The organism is Methanocorpusculum labreanum Z (assembly GCF_000015765.1).
Taxonomy (GTDB): Archaea; Halobacteriota; Methanomicrobia; order Methanomicrobiales; family Methanocorpusculaceae; genus Methanocorpusculum; species Methanocorpusculum labreanum.
The window spans coordinates 1504451-1529545 of the sequence record NC_008942.1 but is presented as its reverse complement, the minus strand read 5'-3'; the positions used below and the strand labels follow the sequence as shown (position 1 = coordinate 1529545).

Below are 25095 nucleotides of genomic sequence, written 5' to 3'. Positions count from 1 at the left end.
AACATAAATATCACCCTTGCTTCTCGGAGAATAATATCAGAGATTATTGTTTTCCTCTCTGATTTTCTTCGTATCTTCTTTGAAAAGCCTCTTCAAAAGGGACACCGACCAGTCACCGAAGTAGTAAAGCGAGAGCATTCCTCCTACAAGTGTTACGAGATTTTTGACAAGATGATCTATAACCGCGATGAGGAATGCCGTAAATGAGGCAACGCCGCCGATCTCGAACACTATGGCAAGGGCCGCTTCGTAAGTGCCTATTCCCCCCGGCGTAATAGGTACCGCTTTTATCAGATTTCCGATAATGATCGCTAGAAGAACGAGCATGAATGGAATGTCTACGGCCAGCATCATGCAGATCAGATAACAGGTGATAACATCCATCATCCAGATAATAACCGAGGTTCCCGAGAGGAGGCCAAGAGCAGAAATCGTAGAAGATACCTGCCTGAACTGTGCAAAGACTTCCAGGATTTTATTGAGGATCTTGTTCTCTGCATGCATCCATTTGGCAAGCAGGAGAATAATGATCCCAACAATCCCGGCGATCAGTACAAAGATGATCAGCCAGACAAACCATCCATAGTCTTCAGGGACCAGACTGATCAAAAAAGGCAGAGAACAGAGTCCGAGAACCGCCAGTACGAGAATATCATACACGCGTTCAACGATCAGTGAAGTGAAACTGTTCGTGTAGGGCATTCCTTTCTCATGTTTGAGAATGAACATCCGGACAAAATCGCCGAGACGTGCGGGAATGATCAGGTTAGCCGTCTGGGATACGTAGATACAGGCCGTGGAAAAGATGATCCCGATCTCCGTTCCAAGCTTTTTGACGATGTATTTGTATCGAAACCCGCGGAGAAACCATCCAAGAACACAGATGCCTATTGCTGCGATCAGCCAGGTTGGGACCAGAGATTCAAGAATGCTGTCGAGATTTCCCTGGAGTTCGTTCCACACACGCATCAGCATGTAACCCAGTAACGCAGCGGCGATCACCGTTGGTATAACAACGGCACTAACTTTTTTCCACATGCAGTCTCCACCACATTTTCAGGATATCTTTGCCCATATTACTCACATCTTTGAATCTGACCGTTGTTCCCGGACCCTGCCGCCATACGACCGGAAATTCATCCACACGCAGCCCCTCTTTTTGCGCAAGGACAAGCGATTCCGTGTCCCAGAACCAATGTGGAGCCTGAATTTTCGGCACGAGTTCGCGGAGAGTCGATGATTTATATGCCTTGAATCCGCACTGATGATCGTTGAGTTTGCTGCCGAGGAACAATCTGACCAGAAAATTATATCCTCTGCTGGCGATCTCGCGGTCCCCGCTTCGAACGATATTGCTGTTTTTCATCAGGCGCGAGCCGGTTGCAGCATCTGCTCCATCTTCGATATGATCGAGAAGTTCTGAAAGATGGCTGATGTCGGTTGCCAGATCAACATCATAGTAACAGAATATCTCTCCACGGGATTCCGCAAGCGCACGGTTCAGCGCTCTCCCTCTTCCCTGACGTTCATCGGAGTGAAGCAGCCGGACCCGGGGATCTTTTCTCTCCCACTCCTCTACACACTCTCGGCTTCCATCGGTACTGCCGTCCTCTGCGATGATCAACTCGAAACTTTTCCCATATGCTTCGAGCGCTTCAATAGATTTAGGAATTGCTGTCTTCAAAGCTTCCACATCATTAAAGACAGGAAGCACTGCGGTGACGGAAACGGGTGTCAACGATTTTTCTCCTCAAGTAATTTTGCAGCATTGAGACCCGCCAGAATCGATCCCTCCATACTTCTCTCGGGATAGTTTTCCGGCGAAAACATTCCGGCGATATACAGATTTTTCCCGAGATCGGCAGGCGGAATAGTATCTTTGTATCCCGTTACGTACACTGGCCCGGCGAATTTGTCGATATACAGGTCTGCATGACTTATTTCACTGACATCTATCGAGAAACGTCTGCAGAAGTCATCAATCATCCGGTCTTTCAGTCCGCTGTCCAGTTCACCCTTGAAATAGGAGGCCAGATAGACGACATGTTCCCCGTACCATTCAAACGGGGCAAAGTTCGTGTGAGTAACCACTGCTCCATAAGGTGCCGGGTCTCCCATATTGGTCCAGTAAATACCGTTCGTCGGGTCGCGGGTGAGACCTAGCGTCATGCATGCTGCTCCCTGATACATCAGATTTGGTAGTTGGATATCTGCATTTTGCAGGAGAGAATTCGTAATCGTTGGCGGCAGTGTTGAAATGACGGCATCAAAATCTTCACCGTTGATCAGCCACTTGTCCTTTTCCCTAATCAACGTGGTGACTGGCGTGCCGAGCCTGATCTCTACATGCATACGCCCCAGTTTCTCAATCATCGCATCGATCAGTTTGTGCCACCCGCCTTTCAGATACCCTAGGCGTTCCCCCTCCGAACCTCTGTCCGAGCGGATGGCGATCCTGCTCATAAGCCAGGCTGCTGAAACATCATCCTTCATCGACCCGAATTTGCTGGTGAGCAGGGGTGCGAAAAATGCATTGTAGATATCCTCTCCCACTTTCTCGAACAGATATTCTTTGGCGGTTACTTTGTCAAGCGGGCGAAGATCGATCTTTCTGGAACTGATTACGAACATCCCCAGTCTGAATTTTTGGAAAAGTGTGAGGCAGGGGTAGCGGAGAATCTCCAGCGGGGTTGTGAGCGGGTGAAGTTTGCCGCCAATATAGTAACCGGTCGAACCTTTCAGCCAGATCAGATCGGATTTAAGACCAAGCGTATCCAGTAGGGAAAAGAGATTTTTGTCGCCGGAAAAACAGTGGTGATAGAGGGTTTCAAGCGTATAGGTATTGTTGTAGGTAAGGGAGGACATGCACCCGCCTGGATTGTCGTTTTTTTCAAAAATGACAACCTCAAATTTATCAGCAAGCTCTAATGCAGCTGACAAGCCTGCGAGTCCTGATCCGAGAATCCCTATCTTCATTGCATTATAAGATAGCTCTGTATGATAAGAAAGTTTTTGGCAGACGTCGTCGTATAGTATGGAAGTCATATATATTCCATGACTTACATATATACCACAACTAAAGGTGTCTACAGTAAATGCGAGTGTTTTTTATAGGATTTGGACAGGCAGGAGGAAAGATCGTGGATATGTTCCTGGCACAGGACAAAAAGTTAGGATCCACGAGTTTCCGCGGTGTTGTAATTAACACTGCCCGAACCGACCTGATGGGTGTGAAGCACATCCCGATGGAGGATCGTCTCCTGATTGGCCAGACAATGGTCAAAGGTCACGGTGTTGGAACCGATAACGTGACCGGTGCCAAAGTGGCAGCAGATGAGATTGATACGATTATCAACGCGATCGACAAACGCGGAACTCACGATGTTGATGCATTCGTTGTTTGTGCCGGATTGGGCGGTGGAACTGGTTCTGGTGGTGCTCCGGTTCTCTGCCGTCATTTAAAGCGTATTTACCGCGAACCGGTGTATGCACTTGGCATTATTCCAGCTCCAGAAGAGGGGCGTCTTTACTCTTTAAATGCTGCCCGAAGTTTATCCACACTGGTCAATGAGGCCGACAATGTCATAGTCTTTGACAACAGCGCGTGGAAGAATGACGGTGAGAGTGTGAAAAGCGCTTTTGACCGGCTGAATGAGGAGATTGTCCGCAGGTTCGGTGTCCTGTTCCGTGCCGGCGAGGTGAATAAATATGGTGTAGGAGAGATGGTTGTCGACTCCAGTGAGATTATCAACACGCTTCGCGGCGGCGGCATCTCTTCAGTTGGGTATGCGATCAGTGAAGCTCTTCCAAAAGGCGGTCGGCCTGCATCAAAGTCAGGCGGCGGTCTCTTGGGAGGACTTCTCGGGAAGAAAGAGAAGAAACAGGAACCCCATATCGATATCACGTCCAGCGAGGATAAATCAGCGAAAATTATCGGTCTCGTCCGTCGTGCCATGCTTGGCCGTCTGACGCTTCCCTGTGATTACTCGACTGCTGAGCGTGCTCTTGTTCTTGTTGCCGGTCCGCCGACGGAGCTTGACCGTAAAGGTGTGGAAAAATCGAAGAGCTGGGTCGAAGAAAATATCGCCGGTGTCGAGGTTCGTGGTGGTGACTACCCTGTTGACAGCGGATATGTTGCGGCTGTCGTTCTGCTTGCAACGATCGGCAATGCGCCCCGTATCCGTGAACTCATGGAACTTGCAAAGGAAGCAAAAGAAGAGGTCGTGAGATCTCGTGAACGGGCGACGTCATCCATGTTTGAGGATGGGATCGATCCCTTATTCGAGTGAGGATATTATGAAGAAAATCACGTATGTATTACTGGCACTTCTGGTCTGTGCAACGTTTATCGGCGCAGGATCAGCATTTACGTATACGAGCGGAGCGGTTGTTGATCCATCGGGTTCCTTAAGTCCCGGCGAGGCTGTGACAGCTTCGATGACCATTGGTCTTCCAAAGGACAGTATCAGCACATCGGGCTCTCTGAAATTGACTACTGCCCTTCGTGACTCAACTCTGTGGACCGTGTATGTGTATAAAGGCACGGTTGTAAATAACCAGACGAGTGAAGATGCTCTTATCACAACTTTCTCCTCCACCAGCTTCGCCTATACAATTTCGGGTTTTGTTCTGGATTATGATCAGCCGGTTACTCTGTATATTGCCCTGAGTGGTCTGGTTCCGGACAGTTTGAAAGGTCAGTCTGTTACGATTCTTAAAATCGATGAAAACTCAGGTTCGGCAACCGCGAGCGGGTATTCAACCTACTCTTCACCATCTCAGAATGTTTATAATCCGGATGATTTTTCCGGAATGGTGACTTCAACTGAAACGGATATTGCATCTCTTGATTCACGCATCTCGACCTATACCGCGTATGGAATCGATGTGTCCTCCGTAGTTACGAATCTGGAATCCGCCAAAACCTCTCTTGCGGCAGCAAAAGCAGCAGGCACTGCCGATATCGCTCTTGCTAATAAAAAACTGGAAGCAGCAACGACCTCATTAAATGCTGCTGAAAAAGCGCTCTCTCTCGCTGGTTTGAATGCCATCAAAGCAAATACGGATGCTGTCGATCTTATAGTTACCGAGCTTTACGGGAAGGGCTGGGATACCGAGGCAAAACTTCTTGCAACAACCAATCAGGGCATCAAAAATACCTATGATGTAGCTGCAATTTCATATAATGCAGGCGGCACTCCTGATGTCGATGAAAACCTTAAAGCCTCGGAACAGGCAGTAGCTGATGGAAATGCTTATCTGGAAAAGGCCTCTGCCTCACCTCTTGCTGCCATCGGCAATATATTACCGATCATCATTGTGATCGTTGTTGCGGTAGTTGTTGTATTCGGTGCAATTATCTTCATTAGAAGACGGAGAGGCGGCTGGGACGAACTTGGATAACTGATTATCATGTGTGAGGAGTCCTTCTCCTCAATGGCACCTTTTTTGAAAAAAATAGTATGATAAGAGTTAGTGGAAAAGTTCGTCCATATACTCTACCGATCTGCCTTCCGATTCTTTCTTGGTGAAGACAGTGATCACATCTCCCGGCATAAAGGTAACATTTCCGCTCGGGATGATCAGTTTACCTCCCCTTCGAATCGCAATGTAGAGCATATCCTTCATATCTGATACATCTTTGACTGTTTTGTTGACGCCTTTTGCTCCTTCGCTTGCCGTCACCTCAAAAATACTCCCTCCCTCGATCGATGCAAGAAGCTGTGTGTCCGGGTTTTCCGACCAGAGATACAAACTGCGTGCCACGATCTCGTCCGGATTTTCACTGATCCGGACGCCAACTTCTTTGAACAAATCAGAGTGTTCTTTTTGATTCACGATAGAGACAAGGGTCTTTACCGCGTATTTTTTTGCAAGCCAGCAGGCCATGAGATTCAGAGCATCATCGCTGGTTGTCGCGACAAGCGCGTCTGCCCGATCGATCCCCGCATCTTCCAACGTTGCTTTATCTGTCGCATTTCCGGCGATTGCCAGGAGATCGTGCTGGGAGAGGATATCTGCACACCGATCCTCATCCTTATCGATTACCACAACACTGTGCCCGTTCTCCGATGCGATCCCGGCAAGACTTCTTCCAATTCCGCCCAGACCAACGATGATGAGATACATAGGAAATCGTATGCGTTCAGGTGGTATTATATCTATTCCCTGAAATATACGTATCCGATGACAATCTGTGGGGTCGATGAGGCGGGGAAAGGTCCGGTTCTCGGTCCGATGATCACCGCAGGTGTTCTTGTATCGGATATGTCCGAACTGGAGATGCTTGGCATCAAAGACTCCAAAAAACTCAGCCCGAAAAAACGCGAGAGCCTGTTTGAAGAGATCACTTTTTCATGGAAGACATATACGGTCGTGCGGACTCCTTTTGATATCGATTCACGAGAGGGGACGATGAATGCATTTACGGCTTCCTGCCATGCAGATGTTGTCCGTGCTCTCTGCGCTGATTTTGTGTATCTTGATGCCTGCGATGTGAATGCAAAACGTTTCGGCGAAAATGTTCTCAGGCTGAGCGGGAGTTCCGCTCACGTATGTTCCGAGCACAAAGCCGATGCCAAATATGCGGTTGTCGGGGCGGCAAGCATCGTCGCAAAAGTTACCCGGGACAGATGTATAGCCGACCTCAAGGAAGAATACGGCGAGATCGGGAGCGGATATCCCTCGGATCCGGCAACGATCTCTTTTCTCACTGAGTATATACGTACACGCGGGGAAGTTCCGCTCTGCGCCCGCAGATCGTGGCAGACCGTACAGGATATCCTTGATCGGGCATCACAGACAGGTCTCTCTGACTTCTTCTAAGCAACCTCTTAACATCCGACCTCCAATAAGTATAGAATGGACTTGAGCTGGCTTATTCCGGTACTCATTGCAGTGATGATTTATGCCTGTATATGTTATGCCATCATAAAATACAATATTCTTCCAAATACTTTTTCATTCATGGGTCCATGTCTGATGATCAAAACGACCCGTACCGGTATTTTTGACAAGCTTTCCCGCTGGAAACGTCTTCTCATAGCTTATGGAAATCTTGGCGTTATTCTGACTGTTATCTGCGGCGTAGTCGTTACGATTCTGTTTGTTTTCACGGCATTTATGAGTCTGGTTGTCGAAACGGAACCGATAGCCCCGCAGAATCTCTTACTGATCCCGGGAATAAACGACTACGTGCCGTCGACGTTTGCCGTATGGTTTGCTCTCATTTTTGCGATGGTCATTCATGAGTTTGGGCACGGTATTCTTTCGCGGGTTGAGAAGATCAAAGTGAAATCCGCCGGAATCCTCGCTCTTGTCATCCCGATCGGTGCGTTCGTCGAGCCGGATGAAGAAGAGATCGCGAAGTCATCGCTTGGAGCAAAGCTCAGAATGTTTGCGGCGGGCATCACGAACAATCTGGTTGTGGGGGGTATCTGTATCCTGGCTCTTATACTTCTTCTCGGGTTTGTTGTTCCCGGATCTTCACCTTATGTATATGGGGTATACGAAGGCTACCCTGCTGACGAAGCAGGCGTTCTGCCCGGAACGGTCATTTTCGCTCTTGACAATACATCAGTTTCCAGCCTTGCCGACATTTCTGCATTTCTTGCAGCGACAAAACCGAATCAGACGATAACTCTTCACGGCGAATATCGGGGAACTCCTCAGACATATGATGTGACTCTGACCTCTATCCCGCCTGATCTTTCCGGTAGTGTTCTTGTGCCTGAATCGGGAGCAGGGTTTATCGGCGTGTCCTTCTCTGAACCATCGGTTCTTGTGAATGCCCTTCATACATTGATGTATCCATCGTCACCCTTAGGGGCTGCCGGCTCACTTCTGACATTTGTGGCCCTGCCCTTCTCCTCGATCGCCGGATCGGAAGCATTGAGTTTCCTGATCGTGGATACGCCGGATCCGGCAATACTGGCTGCCCCCTTTGCCGGTTTCTGGGAAATCATTCACATCCTCTACTGGTGTGCCTGGATCAACATCCTTCTCGGCATATTCAACGCTTTGCCGCTTGGGCCGTTTGACGGCGGGCAGATGCTGCGTGAAAGTCTGCGTTCATGGTTTATCAAACGCGGGAAAGATGAAAGAACCGCATTCAGCATCTGCCGGTCAATATCCTACGTTCTCGTGCTGCTCATCATTATCCCGCTGATCATGCCGTATCTCCTGTAAGGGAAGGTTAATTATCTCTCTACTTCCCACATAACTATCATGAAGCGTATCGCGGTACTTGCATCCGGACGCGGGTCCAACTTCCAGGCGATTCTGGATGCTCTTGCAGCAGGCAAAATCAACGGAGAGATTGTGGCTCTTTTGACGGACAACAGAGATGCCTATGCAATCGAACGTGCAGATGCTGCCGGGATTCCTGCTATTGTTCTCAATTACAAAGATTATCCCTCCAAAGAGGCGTATGAACGCGATCTTCTTACTGCTATGCAGGATATTTGTGCCGATCTTTTTGTTTGTGCCGGATATATGCGTATCATCGGTTCTAAGATTGCCCGGGAATTTTCCGGAAAAATGATAAATATCCATCCGGCCCTTCTCCCTGCGTTTTCCGGTCTCCACGGGCAGCGTCAGGCTCTGGAATACGGGGTAAAAATCGCCGGCTGCACAGTTCATTTCGTTGACGAAGGTCTCGATTCCGGCCCGATCATTTTACAGAAATCTGTCGAGGTTCTGGATGACGATGATGAAGACTCTTTGTCGGAGAGGATCTTAGAACAGGAACACCGGGCATTTCCCGAAGCCGTAGCATTGTTCTGTGCCGATCGCCTGACGGTTGTCGGCCGTCATGTGAAAATACTTCCCGAGGCAAACAATCAATAGGTCTGAACCCTTATTGTATAAGGCATAATCTCTATGGCAAAAGCAGAAAAAGGCGTCTCAGCAAAAAAAATCGCTCAGGAACGGGTCGATATTTTGTTTGAACGTGCAAAAGAGGCACGAGATGAGCCGGAACTCTCTGCTCGCTATGTCTCCCTTGCCCGCGAGATGGCGATGAAACAGCGTGTTCGTCTGGCACACTATCACCGGCGCTCATTCTGCCCGTCATGTCATGCTTACTTTATCCCGGGAACAAATCTCCGGGTCAGGATTCAGCATGGGAAGATCATCTATACCTGCGGTATCTGCGGAGCAGTTACCCGCATCCCCCTCAATAAAAAAACCGAATCAAGGTGAAAAACAATCTCAGATATTACAGAATCCTATATCCAGACCCTGAAACCAACCATATGGGTCGGCAAAAACGGCTACACAGAAGATCTCGTTGCCGAGGTTCGCCGCCAGCTTGACGCACGCAAAGTTATCAAAATAAAATGGCTTCAGAACTCCGATATGAATGCCGAAGAGGTACAGGATCTTGCCAAAGCCGCCTCTGCAGAAGTTATTGCCGCGCGTGGGAGAATGGTCGTCCTTGGTGCGAAAAACCGGGGTCAGGTCTCAAAAACCACACCTTCGAGACGAACGCCGCCGAAAAATCTCTCTGCACGGGATAAGATCAAGTCTTCTTTCCTAGGAAAGAAATAACTCTTGTCTTTTTTCTAGGGAACATATATTATCTTCTGACTCTAATTTATACAGACTGTTAATGTCATCAATCACGGAAATGTTCCGTGAAGCATGTCTCCAACATGCGGCATACAGTGAGGATTGTCAATGACTACAGTGTTTGATATTCCGGCAGACTTACTCATCGCAAAGGTAGCAGACGAACTCAAGAACGAGTCCGTTATTAAAGCACCCGAGTGGGCAGAGTATGTCAAGACGGGAGTACACAAGGAGATGCCGCCGGAAAATCCAGACTGGTGGTATGTTCGTTCCGCAGCAGTGCTGCGTAGAATTTACGTTGACGGCCCAATTGGAGTTGAGCGTATGCGCTCTGTTTACGGCGGTCTGCAGGACCGCGGTTCCAAGCCGTCCCACTTTAGAAAAGGCAGTGGAAGCATTGCCAGAAAAGTCATGCAGCAGCTCGAAGAAGCCGGCTACCTCGAAAAGGTTACCGGTGGTCGCAGTGTTTCTGCAAAAGGCCGCAAATTCCTCGACAACATCGCCTACTCCATTAAGGATCAGGCAGTCGAGACTGCGCCCGGACTCGCAAAGTATTAAAAATAATTACTGACCAATTGAAGGTGATTCAAGAATGGGAGACGATGAACTCGCAGAGATCCGCCGTCAGCGTATGATGCAGATGCAGCAGCAGCAGATGGCGGAACAAGACCAGATCCAGCGTCAGCAGCAGATGCAGGCACAGATTCAGTCTGTACTCATGCAGGTAATGGAGCCTGAAGCTCGTGAGCGGTTAAACACCATCCGGCTTACAAAACCGGAGTTTGCCGCTTCCGTCGAGCAGCAGATTGTATCTCTCGCCCAATCCGGACGCCTGCGTCAGAAAATTACCGATGAACAACTCAGACAGCTGTTAACTCAGATTGTCCCGCAGAAGAAGGAATTCAATATCCGCAGGGTTGGATGAAAGTAGGTGTGCTCTACAGCGGCGGTAAAGACAGCAGTCTTGCCGCGGTCCTGTTGTCACGGGATTATGATGTGGAGCTTTTGACCTTCGTCTTTGACGAAACCCATGCTGTGCCTTCTATCGAGGCGGCGGCAAAGGAAACCGGTTTCCCCTGGAAGAAACTGGTCTTTGCGCCAGGTTTCCTTGATGAGGTCGTGGACAACATCGTTCGCGACGGGCATCCTGCAAATGCCATCAACGAAATCCACCGACGGTCCCTCTGTGCTGCAGCACAGGAATATGAGGTGGTCGCCGACGGAACCCGACGAGATGACCGGGTTCCGATGCGGACACAGTCTGAAGTGCAGAGTCTGGAGATGAAGTACGGGGTAAGTTATATCCGCCCCTTACTTGGCATCGGAAAAACAGAGATCATCCGGTTGGCGGAAAAGTTCTTCGAGATCGCCTACGGCGAAACAGGAACGATTCCAAACGGTGATTTCGAAAACGAGATCAGGTCCGAAATGACTCGGAGAGGAATAGACTTTGTGTCTCTCTTCCCGAAAAATCATGAACAGTCTCTGATCATCAAGAAAAAAATGGTGAATGAACCATGAGCAAACTTACCAAAAGCCGTAAGATTCGTCTTGCAAAGGCAACCCAGCAGAACCGCCGTGTTCCTGCCTGGGTCATGATCAAAACCAAGCGTACCGTTGTGTCGCATCCAAAGAGACGCAACTGGAGACGCAGCACGCTGAAGGTGTAAAAAAATGGTAGAAGTGCAAAAAGAACAGGTATACGTGATCCCGCTCCGCGATGTAAAGCGTGTTCCGTGCTACAAGCGTGCAAACGCAGCTATCAAAGACATCCGTGGCTACCTCGAGCATCACATGAAAAGTGATGACGTTAAGCTCGATAAGAGCATTAACGAACTCGTCTGGGCACGCGGATCCCAGAAACCGCCAAGACGCATTCGTGTTCGGGCAATGAAGTTCGAAGATGGTCAGGTCCAGGCAGAACTTGCTGAGGAATAAATGGACCCGACCCTGTCATTGAATGGTGACCCGAACATCGGCGTGTATGCCCGTGTCTTTGAAGATCTTGCCGTAGTCCCGGTCGAAGCTCCAAAAGAGTTCCGGGACAAAATAGCGGAAGCTTTGGATGTCGAGGTTATTGAAACCTTTGTCCAGGGATCCTCTGTCATAGGTCTTCTTCTGACAGGCAACTCCCGCGGATTTGTCGTTTCCGGTCTCATTCAGGATTCAGAACTCGAAATCCTTCAGGAGTACGGCGACTGTCTGCTCCTTGGAGAAGAGATGAATGCGGCAGGGAACGTAATCCTGACCAACGATTCGTTTGCCGTCGTGCATCCGGACATGTCGTCTGCGATGCGCGAAATGGTGGCGGATTTTCTGAAAGTCAAGATAATCCCGATGTCCTTTGCAGGAGTCGGAACGGTCGGTATGACATGCGCCTGTACAAATACAGGTGTTCTTCTACCGGCACGAAGTACTCCCGAGGAGATCGAAAAACTGGAACGCAGCATCGATGATGCTAACGTGGCTATCGGAACCGGATCCGTCAACATGGGTTCGGGACTTATAGGTACCGGTCTTCTGATCAACAGTAAAGGATATCTGGCAGGTAACGCTACCACGGGCTATGAACTTGGTAGAATCGAAGATGTATTTGGATTCTTGTGAAAAATTTCTATTTTTCACGAGTTGAGCATGCTTTGTAAAAAGTATGCGATTTCTGTGAGGTGAAATGAATGCCGAAATTCGAGGTAAAGGGCACGTTCAAAAATGATGGACAGATGAAGCCCTTCACAAAAATAGTCGATGCACCTTCCGAGAAACTTGCTGGAGAATTCACTCTTGCAACGATCGGAAGCAAGCACAGACTCGAACGCAAGTATATTACCATTGACGCTGCAAAGGCTATTAATGGCGAGTAATACTGATCAGGCATCCCTGGAGCAGGAGGTCCGCTCCCTCCAGGCATATGCCAATGAATATTCCCAGCAGTTTGAACTTCTGACCCAGCAGCTGCGTTTCATCGAATCAGCACGCGGGGAAGCTTTAGCGTCCACCGAGTCGCTTGAAGCTTTCAGCGGTCTGGAAGGAGATGTACCCACTCTTCTGAATCTGGGCGGGGGCATATCAGTTCATGCCATCGTCACCGACACGAAGAAGATCCTGGTTGGGATCGGCGCAGGCATCACGGTTGAAAAACCGGTCGAAGAAGCGATCACGTTCCTTCACGACCGGGTCACTGAGATGGATGCATCCGCAAAACGGCTTTCTGAGTCTCTTGGAAAGCTTCAGGAACAGATGCGGGCCGTTGAGCAGAGAATGCAGGAAATCTATTCTCAGACTCAGCACCGCTGAACTTCTCTTTTTTCCCGTTCCGTTCGCCATCACGCAAAACGCCTAAGTGTTTCAAAAAAAGGCGGGTGTTATCTTCTTTTGATCAGCAGGAAAGCGGCCGCCAGACCAAAAAACATTCCTGCCGGCAGGATCGGTGACTTCGCAGCTCCTGTATCCGGAAAATCCGGCTCTTCGAGATAGAACGCATCGTCATCAAGATAATCGTCGAGTTCGACTACCCAGTAACAATTATTTTCATCCAATGCAGTAAAGACTAAATCTTCTGCCGGATCATCGCCGAATGTGAAACTGTCTGCGGAATATACCGTGGAGATCGACTCCTCTTCTTCGTTGTAGACCTCAAGAAGCGGTGTGAACACATCGCCTGGTAAAAGTTTCGTATCTCCCCAGAGGTTCGTACGCGAATACCAGCCGTCTTCGGATACGGATTCAACAAACAAATAGTTCGTCTTCATCGCGTTCATATCGACAACGGCAGTGATCACCGAAGGATGCGTTATGTCCTTTCCGTTGATCTCTCTCGTTATGTTTCCGTATATCAGATACACATCTTTGACGGACTCGTCTTCAACGACGGAGTATGCATACGTCATTGATACGAGGACATCTGCGTTTTTGCCGTCACTTCTCAGGACAAACCAGGATCCGTCCCAGTCAGGTTCCTCATACTCGCCGGTCGGAACGGAAATCCAGAGGCCGTCCTCGGAGGGAGCGTATATTTCCTCGAGTGGTGTTTGACCGACGATGATGTAGTTCGAATCAGTGTAATACACATAATCGGCAAACGCCCACGTTGTCTCCGTGTCGTCATGAACAACGATCGTTCGGCTGTCGGTATTCCCGCTCTTGTACGAAGCGCTTGGCTGACTTTGGGTGCCGGTTTTGCTCATATAGCTTGAGAAATACTCATACCATCCGTTTCTTCCAAACGCTATGCTTTGAGGGATCGCCTTTGTAAAGTCCTCTTTTGGTGCTGCAATGGATACGCCGTTTGCAGCACTGAAATGGGTGGAGTGGTCTGCTGCGACAACGTAATCCTGCAGTGAGGTCATCAGAGATCCGGCGGCTCTATGCAGTTCGGTTGTATCTTCGGTGTTCGCGTAAATCAGGTCCGCAAACTGATAGAGATCTACCGACGCCACCCTTGATCCATCATCCGACCTACCATAGCCTTGGACAGTTGTGTAGATATCTCCGAGAGCTGCAAGCGAGTCTTCGTTGTTGAGACTGTCTTTTAGCGAAGTCCCGAGTACGTCAAGGGATGCTACTACATTCTTTGCTTTCTGGAGACGGACAAGAGAGAGGGTTTTCCGATTCTCGTTCGTGCCTGATACATACGCAGAAATGATGCTCTTTCCAACTTCCTCCGGGGTCATCGCCGGGTCGCTGGAGAGCGCCTTGCCGATTCCGACGTAATTGAGTCCGATCCCCGGAACATTCTCTTCGGATGCGAGAAGGAAATCCGCGTGCGTATCTAAGGCATCGGCCACTTCAAGGGATGCCATCTGACAGGCATCGAAGATAATGATGTCATAAGGTTTGGAGGCAGCAAGGCCGGTCTGCAGATCATCCACACTCATCCATGTGTCGAACAGTTCGTTCGCACCAAATCCCTCATATCCTCCTCCATGATTCCAGAAGAGGAGATATCTGTTGGCTGAGGCGAGATCATTATCTGCAGAATAGGATTCTGCATACTGCAGACCCTCAGATAATGCACCTGGAGATGAAATGTCCACGTCCGAAATCCGGATAAGAACATATTCTGTCGGGGTCTGGGGATCTTCGTCCGATCCGACGATGCCGTCCTCAAGATCTTTTTTGAGAAGGTCCAGATTTGTTATGGAAAGGCCGTTGTCCCATCCTGTTTGGTCAGCTCCTCCGTATATCACTAATATATCAGTGATTTCCGGATCCAGATTGTTTACGAGATCGTTGAGATTCATGGAAGCAAGATGATCCTCCCCCGATTCCAGGTCGGATCCGACCATGTAAAAGACCAGATAATTTTCACTTGACGCTGAAACCGGAACAATCATCGCAGTGATGAGGAGCAGGAGAATTCCTCCAAGAATCAGAGTTTTTTGGACCACACCGTTTGATATCATTATATTCCAGTCATCAGTCTAAGTTAATATAGCATTCCCTCAGGTCTAACAGAGAGGAATTTATATTCACAGGACCGAATTAATAGATAATGTTTGAAGGACTGAAAAATAAGCTCGGTCTCGGGAAAAAAAAGAACCCGATTCCGGAGACGGAAGCGCCCGTTCCTGCCGCCGTCGAAACAATACCATCACCCCAGCCTGAGGAGAAAAAAGCCCCGGGCTTCCTCAATAAAATCAAAACCCTTGTTGTAGAACACGAGTTTGTCCTCTCCGAAAAAGATATCGAGGAATCCCTCTTCGAACTCCAGATGGTCCTCCTGGAGTCCGATGTCGCTTATCCGGTAGCCGAGGCGATCACCGAACATATGAAAAAAGAGCTCGTCGGCACTCACAGAAAACTTCGCGAATCGGCCGATGATGTTGTCACGAACGCTCTTCGGCATGCAATCGAAGAGGTTCTCGGCGAGGGTTTCGATCTCGTATCCTATGTCAGAACGCATGACCGTCCGGTCAAGATCCTCTTCACTGGGGTGAACGGGACCGGAAAAACCACCTCGGTCGCCAAGATCGCCCACTATCTTCAGAGTCAGGGCCTCTCCGTCGTGGTCGGAGCAGGTGATACGTTCCGTGCCGGGGCCATCGAACAGATCCGTGTCCACTGTGACCGGCTCGGGATCAAACTCATCGCCCATCAGGAAGGAGCCGATCCCTCGGCCGTTCTCTACGACACCGTCGAGTATGCCAAAGCCCACAAAACCGACGTTGTCCTCGCCGATTCGGCAGGAAGATTCCACAACCGGGTCAATCTCATGAACCAGCTTGAAAAAATCAAGCGGGTCATGAAACCCGATCTCGTCTTCTATGTCGATGAGGCCGTTGCCGGAAACGATGCCGTTATTCGTGCCGAAGAGTTTGAAAAAACCGTCTCCACAGACGGGGTCATTCTCACCAAAGTCGACATGGATCCAAAAGGCGGTGCTGCAATTTCGATCGCCTACACGATCGGAAAACCGCTTGTTTTCCTCGGAGTCGGGCAGGGGTATGACGATATGAAACCATTCACTCCTTCGCTGATTATTGATGAAATATTCGGAGATGACTAACATGGGACTTGATACACTTTCCAACTCACTCAAAGACGCGATGAAAAAACTCGCCGGCAAAACTGTCATCGACCGTGCTGCCGTCGACGAACTCGTTCGCGATCTCCAGCGGGCTCTGCTCTCATCCGACGTAAACGTCAAACTCGTGATGGAGCTTTCCAAGCAGATCAAAGCCCGCTCGCTGGACGAAGATCTTCCCAAAGGCATCAACGCCCGTGAACATGTTCTCAGGATCGTGTATCAGGAGCTGGTGAATCTTGTCGGCAAAGAGGCTGAGTTCTCCTTAAAACCGCAGAAGATCCTTATGGCCGGTCTGCAGGGATCGGGTAAGACCACTACGACCGGAAAACTCTGCCGCTACTTCCAGAGAAAAGGGCTGAAAGTAGGGGCGATCGGCGCCGACAACTTCAGGCCGGGAGCGTATGCCCAGCTGGAAACGCTCTGTAAAAAGATCAATGTTCCAAGTTACGGTGATCCAAAGGAGAAAGACGCCGTAAAAATCGTTAAAGACGGACTTGCCGCTCTCAAAGATGTGGATGTCATCATCGTCGATACCGCCGGCCGTCATGCGCTGGAGGATGACCTGATCGATGAGATTACGCAGGTCAACGCATACCTCAACCCCGATCACCGCTGGCTCGTCATCGACGCCGCTCTCGGTCAGGCGGCCCGCGATCAGGCCAAACGGTTCCATGAAGCGATCGGCATCGACGGCGTTATCGTAACCAAGATGGACGGTACGGCGAAAGGAGGAGGCGCCATGTCTGCTGTCGCCGAGACCCAGTCCGGAATCGTTTTCATCGGTAACGGTGAGACGATCGACGATCTCGAACGCTTCGATCCCAACGGATTCATCTCCAGACTTCTCGGTATGGGCGATCTCAAAGCCCTCGTTGAAAAGGCCGAAGAGTCGATGAACGCCGAGGATGTCGATGTCAACGCCATGCTTCGGGGAAAGTTTACGCTGAATGATATGTACAAACAGCTCGAAGCGGTTCAGAAGATGGGTCCGTTAAAGCAGGTCCTCTCCATGCTGCCGATGGGCAACATGAACGTTCCGTCCGACGCTCTGGAAGGAACCGCCGACAAGATGAAAAAGTTTAGGATCATCATGGACTCCATGACCCCTCAGGAACTTGACGAACCTGCTTTGATCAACACATCCAGAATGATACGGGTCGCCAAAGGTTCCGGTTCTTCGGTTGAAGAGGTCAGGGATCTCATCAAATATTATAAGATGATGCAGAAAACCCTGAAAGGATTCAGAGGAAACAGAATGGCGATGGGCAAAATGATGAAACAAATGCAGAAAGGCGGCATGGGACCTATGGGTCCAATGTAAACTCGTTTTTTATTACGATTTCGTATAGCTTATATTATAATTGTCTGTCCCGGTTCCGTCAGGGAGGATGGTAAAGTGGATCAATGCCTCTTCGTAATAATTAATATACGCGTTTTCTTTGTAGGGGTACCAGACCATTTCCCACGGTTTGTCAGAGACTCCATACTGATCCGTCCAGAATGAAAGACCCGTGTAGTTGGCATATATCTCATTTTTTATCGTATAGAGCATCCCGTTGTATTCATATTCGTTAATGGTTTTCCATGTCCCGACGTATCCATCAAGGGGATCTCCCTCTTCCCTGACAAAGGTGCGTCCCTCTTCATCGGTGGCATACATGCTGTCTTCCGAGACGGTTGTTAACCATGAGTCATATGCGTATGCATAGGATCCGTCTTCATTTTGTATCCAGGTCATATTGGAGACGTAATCAGCTCCGTCATCATACACCCAGGTTTCGGTCCCTTTTCCGCCGGGATTGAACATGATTACGATCTGGGTCACATTTGGGGCGGGAAAATCGGTGAGCTTTTCGCTCGTCCAGGTGCCGACGATATTCTGGGATGTGCTCACACACCCTGCCGAACTGATCATTACTATGATAACGGCAAGGATGAGCAGCAGATTTTTCATCCATACATCTGGTATCTATGGTATCTTATATGTGTCGAACGTATGGTGTCAGCCGTGATAATTTCTACCAAAAATGAGTTTTTACCAAAAAATGATGTGAAATCAAGCAGATAATCATGTTATTCACCTTTTCTGCCGATCTCCTCCCGTACCCCAAACAAATACTCCTGGGCATACCCCGCATACTGACCGAAATGTTCTCTGGCAAATGATCCTGCCCTCTTATAGGAGAGTTTTCGTGTTCCGCCGAGATACTTTGTCCTAAGGATACGTTCGATCCACACATCGACAGGGAACGCCTCGTATTTTTCAAAGCCAAACAACAGTACGCAGTCTGCCACCTTTGGCCCGACTCCGTTCAGCCTCATAAGCTTCTCATGTGCCTCGGGATAGGGCATGCCTGCAATTTTCTCAGCCCAGTTGGCATCGGATGCAGCCATTTCTGCCGCCCCGCAGATGTATGCGTCGCGATATCCCACTTTACATGTCCGTATCGAACACATCTCCTCTTCAGCGAGGCGCTTTGCGTCTGGAAACGTGTGGAACGTCATTTCGTCCATTTCGATTTTGTTACCGTATCTCTCAGAGAGATTCTCTATTCGCATCATAATGCCCGGAATATTGGCACAGGTCGCGCAGATATACGAAATCAGACACTCCCACGGATCCTGCCTGATAATCCGAAGACCCAGGCAGCGGCGGATCGCTGCGTGGATCAGGGGGTCCCTGTCTATATCCGTTAGGATATCGTCAAGGGGGATATCAAGACCAAAGTATCTGATGAGTTCTTTCTCGGTCGGTCCATCATACAAAAGAAGATCTCTTTCCTGTCTGATCTTCCAGATTTTGTCTCCGACAGGGGCATACCAGAATCCGTTATACTGCCGCCACCGAAATGCCTGTCCGCAGGAAACCGTCAGATCAAGCTGAAATGGGGTGTCTTTGAGAGAAAAAGTCTGCATAAAAAAAGTTATTCTTTGAGCATCAGAATGCCCAGAAGGATTGCACCAAGACCGCATAAGGCAAGAACAAGTCCGAATCCTCCGAGTACGAACTGAATGAACAGATCAAGGTTGAACCAGATCCCAAGAATGCCGAGAGCAAGAAGAATAATACCTACAATCAGAGTGATAAGTCCTGTTTTATCCATATAAGTATGTACTCGGTTTTTGCTTATATGCATTGCGCCACGGTTCATATTCCTTATCCAGAAGTATTCTATAGTGTTCACAGCAAAACTACACAATAATCATAATTTAGGCACTATGAATGCGCATACAGCTGATGACGGCGTCGCCGAAGTAATTGGATTTATCCTGATTATCGCTTTGATCGTGGCAGTTGCGGCTGTGTGGATTCTCGTGTATATTCCGTCACAAGGAAATGCGGTCGAGACGGAACATGCCCGTGTGGTCACTGAAGAAATTGCTGACATCAAATATGGGATTGATCTGCTCTGGACAACGGAACAGACCGGCATAAATGTAAGTCGTGTCCTCTCTCCATCTCCTGTGGAAGGGACGGAGTTGTCAGGTTTGTTGTTTTTATCCCCGCCTGTTGGTACCGGGACGATCACTGTTAGCAACGGAACGGCGTTTTGGATCAATCAGACTCTGCCGACAGGTAGTACGCAAACTGCGGTTTCCGCTCTCAAAATAACCTATAACTCTGCAAACTATTATGCTCCGGATATCCGTATCGTCTATGACGGCGGAGCGGTTTTCCGTGGAAAGAAAAATGCGGCGCCGTATGTTTTTCTTCCCCCGTCTGCGGGATCTTCGGACCTTGTCCTTGTGACCGTCCCTTCGAACTACGGTGAACAGCAGATCCTTGGAAATATTCCCCTGAGTCTGACATACAAATATCTTGACTATGAGATCTACCCTGATGCGACTGTAGCATTATACCAGCCAGATCCGGATAATCCCTGGAACGATTTTGTCGGAACATTCGATACCGTTACCGTGGTCAAGTATGAGGTTGCGGCAGGAGGTCCTCAATGAACAAAAATGCCGATTCCGGTCTTTCGGAAGTTGTCAGTGTGGCGCTGATTTTAACCGTCCTTATTCTTGTTATAATAATGTGGGTGCTGATTGCTTTTCCGATAATGGGAACTAATGCCGAACAGGTGCATAACGGTGATGTTTTTCTTGAGTTTGCCCAGATGAAAGCTGATGTGGATACCGTCTGGTTGTCGAACTCCACTGGTATCACCCGGCAGGCGGTTTTTACGCTATCCCCTGCAGCTGATCGAACCGAAGTCACGGTCTTTCCAAATCTTTTGCTGGCCGCGTCATTTGGCACGGTAACTCTGCAATACGGCAGTATGTATACGCGTGGAAGCGAAACGTATGCTACAGTGGAGATCCTCTACACTTCTTCTAACATGTATGCTGAAGAAATCAATATCCTCTATGACGGCGGCACTCTTTCTCAGAATGATCGTGTTATTCTTTCCGGTTCTGATTTTGGATCGGGGAGCTATGTCGTTGTAGTTAATACTGCCGACGTTCCCGAGACAGTCATCGGCGGCTCTGGTGTTGCCACGTTGAATTACCGGCTGAAAGAAATCATCGATCCGACCCCGGGTTCTTCAGATGTAGATCATTTATGCGTATTTACTATGGGGTTGCAGTGATGATGGCCACAAAAAATGATTCCGGTCTTTCCATGGCGGTTGGTTTTGTGATGGTCTTATTGGTCATCGCGATGATCATCGGGATGTGGGCGGTCATCGGCGTGCCTGAGCAGATCAGGGATGCGGAGGATTATCATGCTATTGAGGTGACGAATTCTTTCCTTGACTACAAAATTGCTGTTGATAATCAGCGTGTTCATGACATGACCGGATTGAACATCAGTATGCTGATTCCTGCCGCATCTGCCTATGCCGACGGGGCCCTCTTTATGGAGGAGGATGTGGGGACTCTCCGTATTCTGCTTGGCAGCACCGAAAATACATATGATATCAGCAGGTTGTATACAACATTTGGGACGACGAATACCCGGGTCGGTTACGAAGGGGGCGGCGTATTTCGAAACGATTACGGCTCCGCTGTGTGGGTGACACCGCCATCAATCAATATAGATAAAGACGGGTCTGATCTTGATATCACAATGATAGTTCCGGAAATGCATGGTGTTTTTGCTGTTGGAAGTTCCGAAGGAATTCCGGTGGAGACAGGTCTTGTCTCTTCTATCTCAACCTATGTGAATGCGCCGCAGGATCAGATGCTCACTATAACTTATACCGCTGAAAAGCAGTGGGATGCTGTCCTTTGGAGCACCTTTTTCAACGAAACACAGATACTATATCAGAGCGAAGGTGTATCTATCACAAGTACGATGCCGTCACCGATAACAGCTACTCTGCAAATAACTCCGCCGCCGGGAGGGGTGATTTATCTTACGGTCATCAAGCCAGTCTATGATGTCGATGTCAGGAGATATTAGATATGAAAAATGAATTCGGTGTTTCCAGTGTTGTCGGTGTTGTTCTTCTCTTGCTTCTGGTTGTTCTCGCAGCTTCCGTTATCGGTCTGACCCTTTCGGCAGCTACGCAAAACGCTGTTGAAAGTACGCCGAATGTTCAGTTTATCCCTTCGGTTGATCCCCAGATGCTGTATCACGGCGGTGGTGATGTTCTGTACAAGGATCGATTGAAATTATATGCTAACGGCGTTGATATAACAGACACCGTCAGTATTGATTCCATGACTACCTGGACCGAGTGGCGTACTGGTCAGGCGATCGAACTGCCTGATGACTATTATGTTGCAAACCTTACGATCATCGCTCTAGATACGTTGGGCCGTGACCAGTTGTTGTATCGGGGTTCGGGCGTTGCCGTGACACCTTTGCCGACGCCCACCACAACCTCCACACCAACGGTAACTCCGACACCCACTCCGACAACTCCTACTCCAACGGTAACGCCCACGCCGACTCCGGAACCAACTCCCAACCCGTATTATACCGTCGGCAGCGATCATGCTGATGGGTTTGCGACGGTTGGGGAGTTGGTTGAGTCGCTCAACAACTGGTCGAACGCATTGTACGGGGCGGATGTGGCCTTGACTTATGGCGGCAATCAGATCGGTTTCTTTGGTGCTGTCCCGATTGGGCGTGAACCGATTCTTATAACGGAGGGGATGGGGACGGTCACCCTAATTACTTATGGTGGGACGGGTACTCTTACAGAGGTACCGTTTACCCGCGCTCCTGGGTATGAGGGAGAGCTTCTTGTGATATCCTCAGATGCTGAGCTGGTAACAGCCGGGGCCAATCTCAAGCTTGATGGAATGGGTCATGGGGCTGCCCCTCTTCTTTCAGTAACCTCCAGCGGGTCTCTGGATGTGCATGGCCATATTACACTGATAAATAATACCAACCCGGCAGGGAATGGAGGTGCCCTTCATAATGAAGGTTCGGTTTATGTTAGCACAGGACTGATAATCTATAATAATACTGCAAATAATGGCGGCGGTATATATAATATTGGTGCGATCACACTATCTTCAGATAATATTATCAGAGATAATGTTGCCTTGGAAAAAGGCGGCGGTATTTATAATGCTGGCTTGAGCGGCGTGTCGATTAAAGGTCCAATAACAAATAACTCTGCAAAATATGGCGGTGGTATTTATAATGACGGGACCATGACGACAACCGGTACTATCTCAGGAAATTCCGCATCAATATCCGGCGGGGGGGTGTACAATGCAGGTACCTATACATTTTCCTGGACATCTACGGTTTCTGATAATCAGGCTCAATATGGCGGTGGTATCTATAATGAAGGAACCATCCCCTTTTTTGGGGGAGCTATATCCGGGAATACCGCTACGATAAATGGTGGAGGACTCTTTAATTCAGGAAGCTATACTATGGGTGGGAACTCTATTGCCGGGAATACAGCGGGGAATATTGGAAACCAGGTGTATGCAACCATTGATTCAACAAATTCCATTCCCACTTGGATAATTACTCTTAAGAAGCATGGGAATTCTTATTATTATGCGGATTAATAATCCCCTTCCCTCTATCGAGTATGAAAATATCTCTTCCATGAACCAGCTCTGAGATATTTTGAAGCCGCACTTCTCGAATGCCTGAGGTCTGCCTTGCCTATTACATATACTCCCGATGATGAGTGGAATTTACGGATATAGTATCTGTTTTTCATCAAAACAAAAATACTATGTCAAGTTGAAGGCATAATCTATCACAAGTAATATGTCCTTACTAACAGAAGCCAGTATGGAAATAACTCCGCTGTCAGATGAGCAGATATATTGTACTATCATCACGCCAATGTGTGGTGTTGATGACAGGTGGTGCTGATATGCCCAATAACTCAGGAGTATCCAGTGTTATTGGAGTCGTTATTCTCTTGCTTCTGGTCGTTCTCGCAGCTTCTGTAATCGGTCTGACCCTCTCGAAAGCCACCCAGAACGCTGTTGACAGTACGCCGAATGTGCAGTTTATACTGTCAGCTGATTCTCAGATGCTGTATCACGGCGGCGGGGATGTTCTGTATAAGGATCGATTAACGTTTTATGATAACGGTGATGATATCACCAATGCGATCCAAATAGATTCTGATGATACGTGGACTGAGTGGCGAACAGGTCAGGCGATTACACTACCTTGGGATTGTGTTGTTACAAATCTAACCATCTTGTCCTTAGATACTCTTGGTCGAGAACAGTTGTTGTATCGGGGTTCAGGTCTCGTGGTCCCTACTCCCACTGAATCTCCTACTGAAACTCCCACTCCCACACTAACGCCGACCCCCACTCCTACTCTGACCCCAACCCCAACCCCCACACCCACTCCGACACCGTCCGGTTTGCCCGATGCAACATTTACGTGGGAGGTAGACTTTGGTTCTGAGGTCCCGCATTCAAGTCTTCCGTCCTGGCTCACTGCTGATGCGTATGTCATTACTGATGAGGGATGGATATGGTGGCCTTGGTGGTGGGATCGGTATACTGATGTTGAGTTTACTGCAGTCGAGAATGGCGCCGATGTTACCTATTTCTGGTCATCAATCGGAGTTGATGTTTCAGATCCTTATGACAGGGTTACAGAAATGCGGTTTGACGATACAGGATTGTATCCCGTCACGCTGACCGTGACAAATAGTTCCGGCACGAATAGTTCTACGAAGACGTTCAGCGTAAGAAATCCGGGAGTTACCGCGATGACGTGGGTTAAAAGCGATAGAACCTCTCGTACCGGTGTGTTTGGAAGCAATGCGAGCTTGGGCTCGTATCAATGGAGGTTATTGATTCCCTCGAGCATACAAGGATATAGTATGCAGATATATACGGATGATTGGTGGGGTTCTGAGACCGTCTATTCATATGTTCGCATTCCAAAGAAAAATACCTGGTATCACGTTGCCGGAACATACGAAGAGAATGATGCGTCGGATAATCTCATAATTTATTTTAATGGAGAGAAAGAAATGGGCGAGGGTGCTTCCGGTACATTATTGGATGTCAATGGAGTAACTACATGGAGTGAAACCAACCGCTTTTACTGTGATGCCTCGTATGAAATCCCGTTTGCACTTACATCAGCGGAGATCGCTACAGTTTATGATGATGAAAAATCTGCTTATGGGTGGTAGTTTCTGCTATCTGTATTACGGGGTAATGTAACATATTTTCCAAGATACTTGGGCGTTTGTTTTTTAAGGGGAAATAGTGTGGACTATATTTGACTTTTTGCTGAATGCTGTGAACAAAAAATGATACCCTATGAAATCTGGGAACGGCAGGAGGTGCATCTAACAAACATATTATTCTTGGAAACGCGTGACCCTCTCTTTCCGGCAATGAAGCCCCCGCTCCTTCCCCGAATGGTATGGGAGATCAGTACTATGCTATACTAGGGACAAAAAATCAGTTTAGTAGTTACCCCAGTCTAAAAACCGGTCCGAATAATTACTACATAGATTAACTCTCTTCAAACGTATTGGTGGATAGGTACACCTGATGTGATTTGATTGACTATCACTTTTTCTCATAGTTTTTGA

Annotated in this window: 30 protein-coding genes; 22 read left to right on the top strand and 8 right to left on the bottom strand. The window is 48.5% G+C overall.

The window, feature by feature from the left end:
- Positions 1-36 precede the first annotated feature (36 nt).
- Genes MLAB_RS07920 through MLAB_RS07910 form a run of 3 tightly spaced genes read right to left on the bottom strand, consistent with a single transcriptional unit; the run spans position 37 to position 2976 of the window.
- Complete coding sequence (locus MLAB_RS07920; RefSeq protein WP_011833861.1) at positions 37-1038, bottom strand: lysylphosphatidylglycerol synthase transmembrane domain-containing protein; 1002 nt, start codon at positions 1036-1038, stop codon at positions 37-39.
- Positions 1022-1738 (bottom strand): glycosyltransferase, encoded by a 717-nt coding sequence (locus MLAB_RS07915; RefSeq protein ID WP_011833860.1) that lies wholly within the window; start codon positions 1736-1738, stop codon positions 1022-1024. The genes MLAB_RS07920 and MLAB_RS07915 overlap by 17 nt, the downstream gene beginning before the upstream one ends.
- The gene (locus MLAB_RS07910; protein WP_048062114.1) at positions 1735-2976 is read right to left on the bottom strand and encodes an NAD(P)/FAD-dependent oxidoreductase; all 1242 of its coding nucleotides are present in this window, start codon (positions 2974-2976) and stop codon (positions 1735-1737) included. The genes MLAB_RS07915 and MLAB_RS07910 overlap by 4 nt, the downstream gene beginning before the upstream one ends.
- 119 nt (positions 2977-3095) lie before the next feature.
- Here MLAB_RS07910 and MLAB_RS07905 point away from each other — a divergent pair, with 119 nt between their 5' ends.
- Both MLAB_RS07905 and MLAB_RS07900 read left to right on the top strand, forming a co-directional pair.
- Positions 3096-4289 (top strand): tubulin/FtsZ family protein, encoded by a 1194-nt coding sequence (locus MLAB_RS07905; protein ID WP_011833858.1) that lies wholly within the window; start codon positions 3096-3098, stop codon positions 4287-4289.
- Between the two features lie 7 nt (positions 4290-4296).
- A complete protein-coding gene (locus MLAB_RS07900; RefSeq protein ID WP_011833857.1) occupies positions 4297-5403 on the top strand; it encodes a hypothetical protein in 1107 nt (368 codons plus the stop codon).
- Between the two features lie 69 nt (positions 5404-5472).
- On the opposite strand, the gene MLAB_RS07895 is transcribed toward MLAB_RS07900, so the two are convergent.
- Positions 5473-6129 carry a potassium channel family protein gene (locus MLAB_RS07895; RefSeq protein ID WP_011833856.1) on the bottom strand — a complete coding sequence of 219 codons (657 nt, stop codon included), beginning with the start codon at positions 6127-6129 and terminating at the stop codon, positions 5473-5475.
- A gap of 57 nt (positions 6130-6186) precedes the next feature.
- Between MLAB_RS07895 and rnhB the strand changes: the two genes are divergently transcribed.
- The 13 genes from rnhB (at position 6187) to pfdA (ending at position 12864) form a co-directional block, all read left to right on the top strand.
- On the top strand, positions 6187-6825 hold the full coding sequence (rnhB, locus tag MLAB_RS07890; protein WP_011833855.1) for a ribonuclease HII: 639 nt from the start codon (positions 6187-6189) through the stop codon (positions 6823-6825).
- Positions 6826-6861: 36 nt separating this feature from the next.
- Entirely contained in the window at positions 6862-8187 is a 1326-nt protein-coding gene (locus MLAB_RS07885) for a site-2 protease family protein (protein WP_011833854.1), read from the top strand.
- A gap of 39 nt (positions 8188-8226) precedes the next feature.
- A complete protein-coding gene (purN, locus tag MLAB_RS07880; protein WP_011833853.1) occupies positions 8227-8847 on the top strand; it encodes a phosphoribosylglycinamide formyltransferase in 621 nt (206 codons plus the stop codon).
- Positions 8848-8880: 33 nt separating this feature from the next.
- Positions 8881-9201 carry a ribonuclease P protein component 4 gene (locus MLAB_RS07875; RefSeq protein ID WP_011833852.1) on the top strand — a complete coding sequence of 107 codons (321 nt, stop codon included), beginning with the start codon at positions 8881-8883 and terminating at the stop codon, positions 9199-9201.
- A 6-nt stretch (positions 9202-9207) separates the two neighbouring features.
- Positions 9208-9549 (top strand): YhbY family RNA-binding protein, encoded by a 342-nt coding sequence (locus MLAB_RS09645; RefSeq protein ID WP_342606844.1) that lies wholly within the window; start codon positions 9208-9210, stop codon positions 9547-9549.
- Positions 9550-9678: 129 nt separating this feature from the next.
- Complete coding sequence (locus MLAB_RS07865; RefSeq protein WP_011833851.1) at positions 9679-10128, top strand: 30S ribosomal protein S19e; 450 nt, start codon at positions 9679-9681, stop codon at positions 10126-10128.
- 34 nt (positions 10129-10162) lie between these two features.
- Complete coding sequence (locus MLAB_RS07860; RefSeq protein ID WP_011833850.1) at positions 10163-10495, top strand: DNA-binding protein; 333 nt, start codon at positions 10163-10165, stop codon at positions 10493-10495.
- Entirely contained in the window at positions 10492-11091 is a 600-nt protein-coding gene (locus MLAB_RS07855; protein WP_011833849.1) for an alpha hydrolase, read from the top strand. The genes MLAB_RS07860 and MLAB_RS07855 overlap by 4 nt, the downstream gene beginning before the upstream one ends.
- Positions 11088-11240, top strand: coding sequence for a 50S ribosomal protein L39e (locus MLAB_RS07850; RefSeq protein ID WP_011833848.1), 153 nt, complete (start codon positions 11088-11090; stop codon positions 11238-11240). The genes MLAB_RS07855 and MLAB_RS07850 overlap by 4 nt, the downstream gene beginning before the upstream one ends.
- A gap of 4 nt (positions 11241-11244) precedes the next feature.
- Positions 11245-11508 (top strand): 50S ribosomal protein L31e, encoded by a 264-nt coding sequence (locus MLAB_RS07845; protein ID WP_011833847.1) that lies wholly within the window; start codon positions 11245-11247, stop codon positions 11506-11508.
- The gene (locus tag MLAB_RS07840) at positions 11509-12177 is read left to right on the top strand and encodes a translation initiation factor IF-6 (RefSeq protein WP_011833846.1); all 669 of its coding nucleotides are present in this window, start codon (positions 11509-11511) and stop codon (positions 12175-12177) included.
- Positions 12178-12245: 68 nt separating this feature from the next.
- A complete protein-coding gene (rpl18a, locus tag MLAB_RS07835; protein WP_048062112.1) occupies positions 12246-12431 on the top strand; it encodes a 50S ribosomal protein L18Ae in 186 nt (61 codons plus the stop codon).
- A complete protein-coding gene (gene pfdA, locus MLAB_RS07830) occupies positions 12421-12864 on the top strand; it encodes a prefoldin subunit alpha (RefSeq protein ID WP_011833845.1) in 444 nt (147 codons plus the stop codon). The genes rpl18a and pfdA overlap by 11 nt, the downstream gene beginning before the upstream one ends.
- Positions 12865-12932: 68 nt before the next feature.
- Here the strand turns inward: pfdA and MLAB_RS07825 are convergent, their stop codons facing one another.
- On the bottom strand, positions 12933-14972 hold the full coding sequence (locus MLAB_RS07825; protein WP_011833844.1) for a clostripain-related cysteine peptidase: 2040 nt from the start codon (positions 14970-14972) through the stop codon (positions 12933-12935).
- Positions 14973-15061: 89 nt separating this feature from the next.
- On the opposite strand from MLAB_RS07825, the gene ftsY reads away from it, so the two are divergent.
- Together ftsY and MLAB_RS07815 are read left to right on the top strand one after the other, a co-directional pair.
- Positions 15062-16075, top strand: coding sequence for a signal recognition particle-docking protein FtsY (gene ftsY / locus MLAB_RS07820; protein ID WP_011833843.1), 1014 nt, complete (start codon positions 15062-15064; stop codon positions 16073-16075).
- Between the two features lies 1 nt (position 16076).
- Complete coding sequence (locus MLAB_RS07815) at positions 16077-17417, top strand: signal recognition particle protein Srp54 (RefSeq protein ID WP_011833842.1); 1341 nt, start codon at positions 16077-16079, stop codon at positions 17415-17417.
- Between the two features lie 12 nt (positions 17418-17429).
- On the opposite strand, the gene MLAB_RS07810 is transcribed toward MLAB_RS07815, so the two are convergent.
- The 3 genes from MLAB_RS07810 to MLAB_RS07800 form a co-directional block, all read right to left on the bottom strand.
- Positions 17430-18050, bottom strand: coding sequence for a hypothetical protein (locus tag MLAB_RS07810; protein ID WP_011833841.1), 621 nt, complete (start codon positions 18048-18050; stop codon positions 17430-17432).
- Positions 18051-18169: 119 nt separating this feature from the next.
- Positions 18170-19012, bottom strand: coding sequence for a DNA glycosylase (locus tag MLAB_RS07805; protein ID WP_048062111.1), 843 nt, complete (start codon positions 19010-19012; stop codon positions 18170-18172).
- Positions 19013-19020: 8 nt separating this feature from the next.
- Positions 19021-19200 (bottom strand): hypothetical protein, encoded by a 180-nt coding sequence (locus tag MLAB_RS07800; RefSeq protein ID WP_048062110.1) that lies wholly within the window; start codon positions 19198-19200, stop codon positions 19021-19023.
- Between the two features lie 115 nt (positions 19201-19315).
- Here MLAB_RS07800 and MLAB_RS07795 point away from each other — a divergent pair, with 115 nt between their 5' ends.
- The 5 genes from MLAB_RS07795 to MLAB_RS07775 all read left to right on the top strand — a co-directional run bounded on the left by MLAB_RS07795 (position 19316) and on the right by MLAB_RS07775 (position 24687).
- Positions 19316-20053: a hypothetical protein gene (locus MLAB_RS07795; protein WP_011833839.1), complete on the top strand. Its 738-nt coding sequence runs from the start codon at positions 19316-19318 to the stop codon at positions 20051-20053.
- Entirely contained in the window at positions 20050-20688 is a 639-nt protein-coding gene (locus MLAB_RS07790; RefSeq protein ID WP_011833838.1) for a hypothetical protein, read from the top strand. The genes MLAB_RS07795 and MLAB_RS07790 overlap by 4 nt, the downstream gene beginning before the upstream one ends.
- Positions 20661-21503: a DUF7289 family protein gene (locus MLAB_RS07785; protein ID WP_143702794.1), complete on the top strand. Its 843-nt coding sequence runs from the start codon at positions 20661-20663 to the stop codon at positions 21501-21503. Before MLAB_RS07790 ends, MLAB_RS07785 begins: the two co-directional genes overlap by 28 nt.
- A 2-nt stretch (positions 21504-21505) precedes the next feature.
- Positions 21506-23077 (top strand): type IV pilin, encoded by a 1572-nt coding sequence (locus MLAB_RS07780; protein WP_011833836.1) that lies wholly within the window; start codon positions 21506-21508, stop codon positions 23075-23077.
- Positions 23078-23376: 299 nt separating this feature from the next.
- Positions 23377-24687, top strand: coding sequence for a type IV pilin (locus MLAB_RS07775; RefSeq protein ID WP_048062108.1), 1311 nt, complete (start codon positions 23377-23379; stop codon positions 24685-24687).
- Positions 24688-25095: the final 408 nt, after the last annotated feature.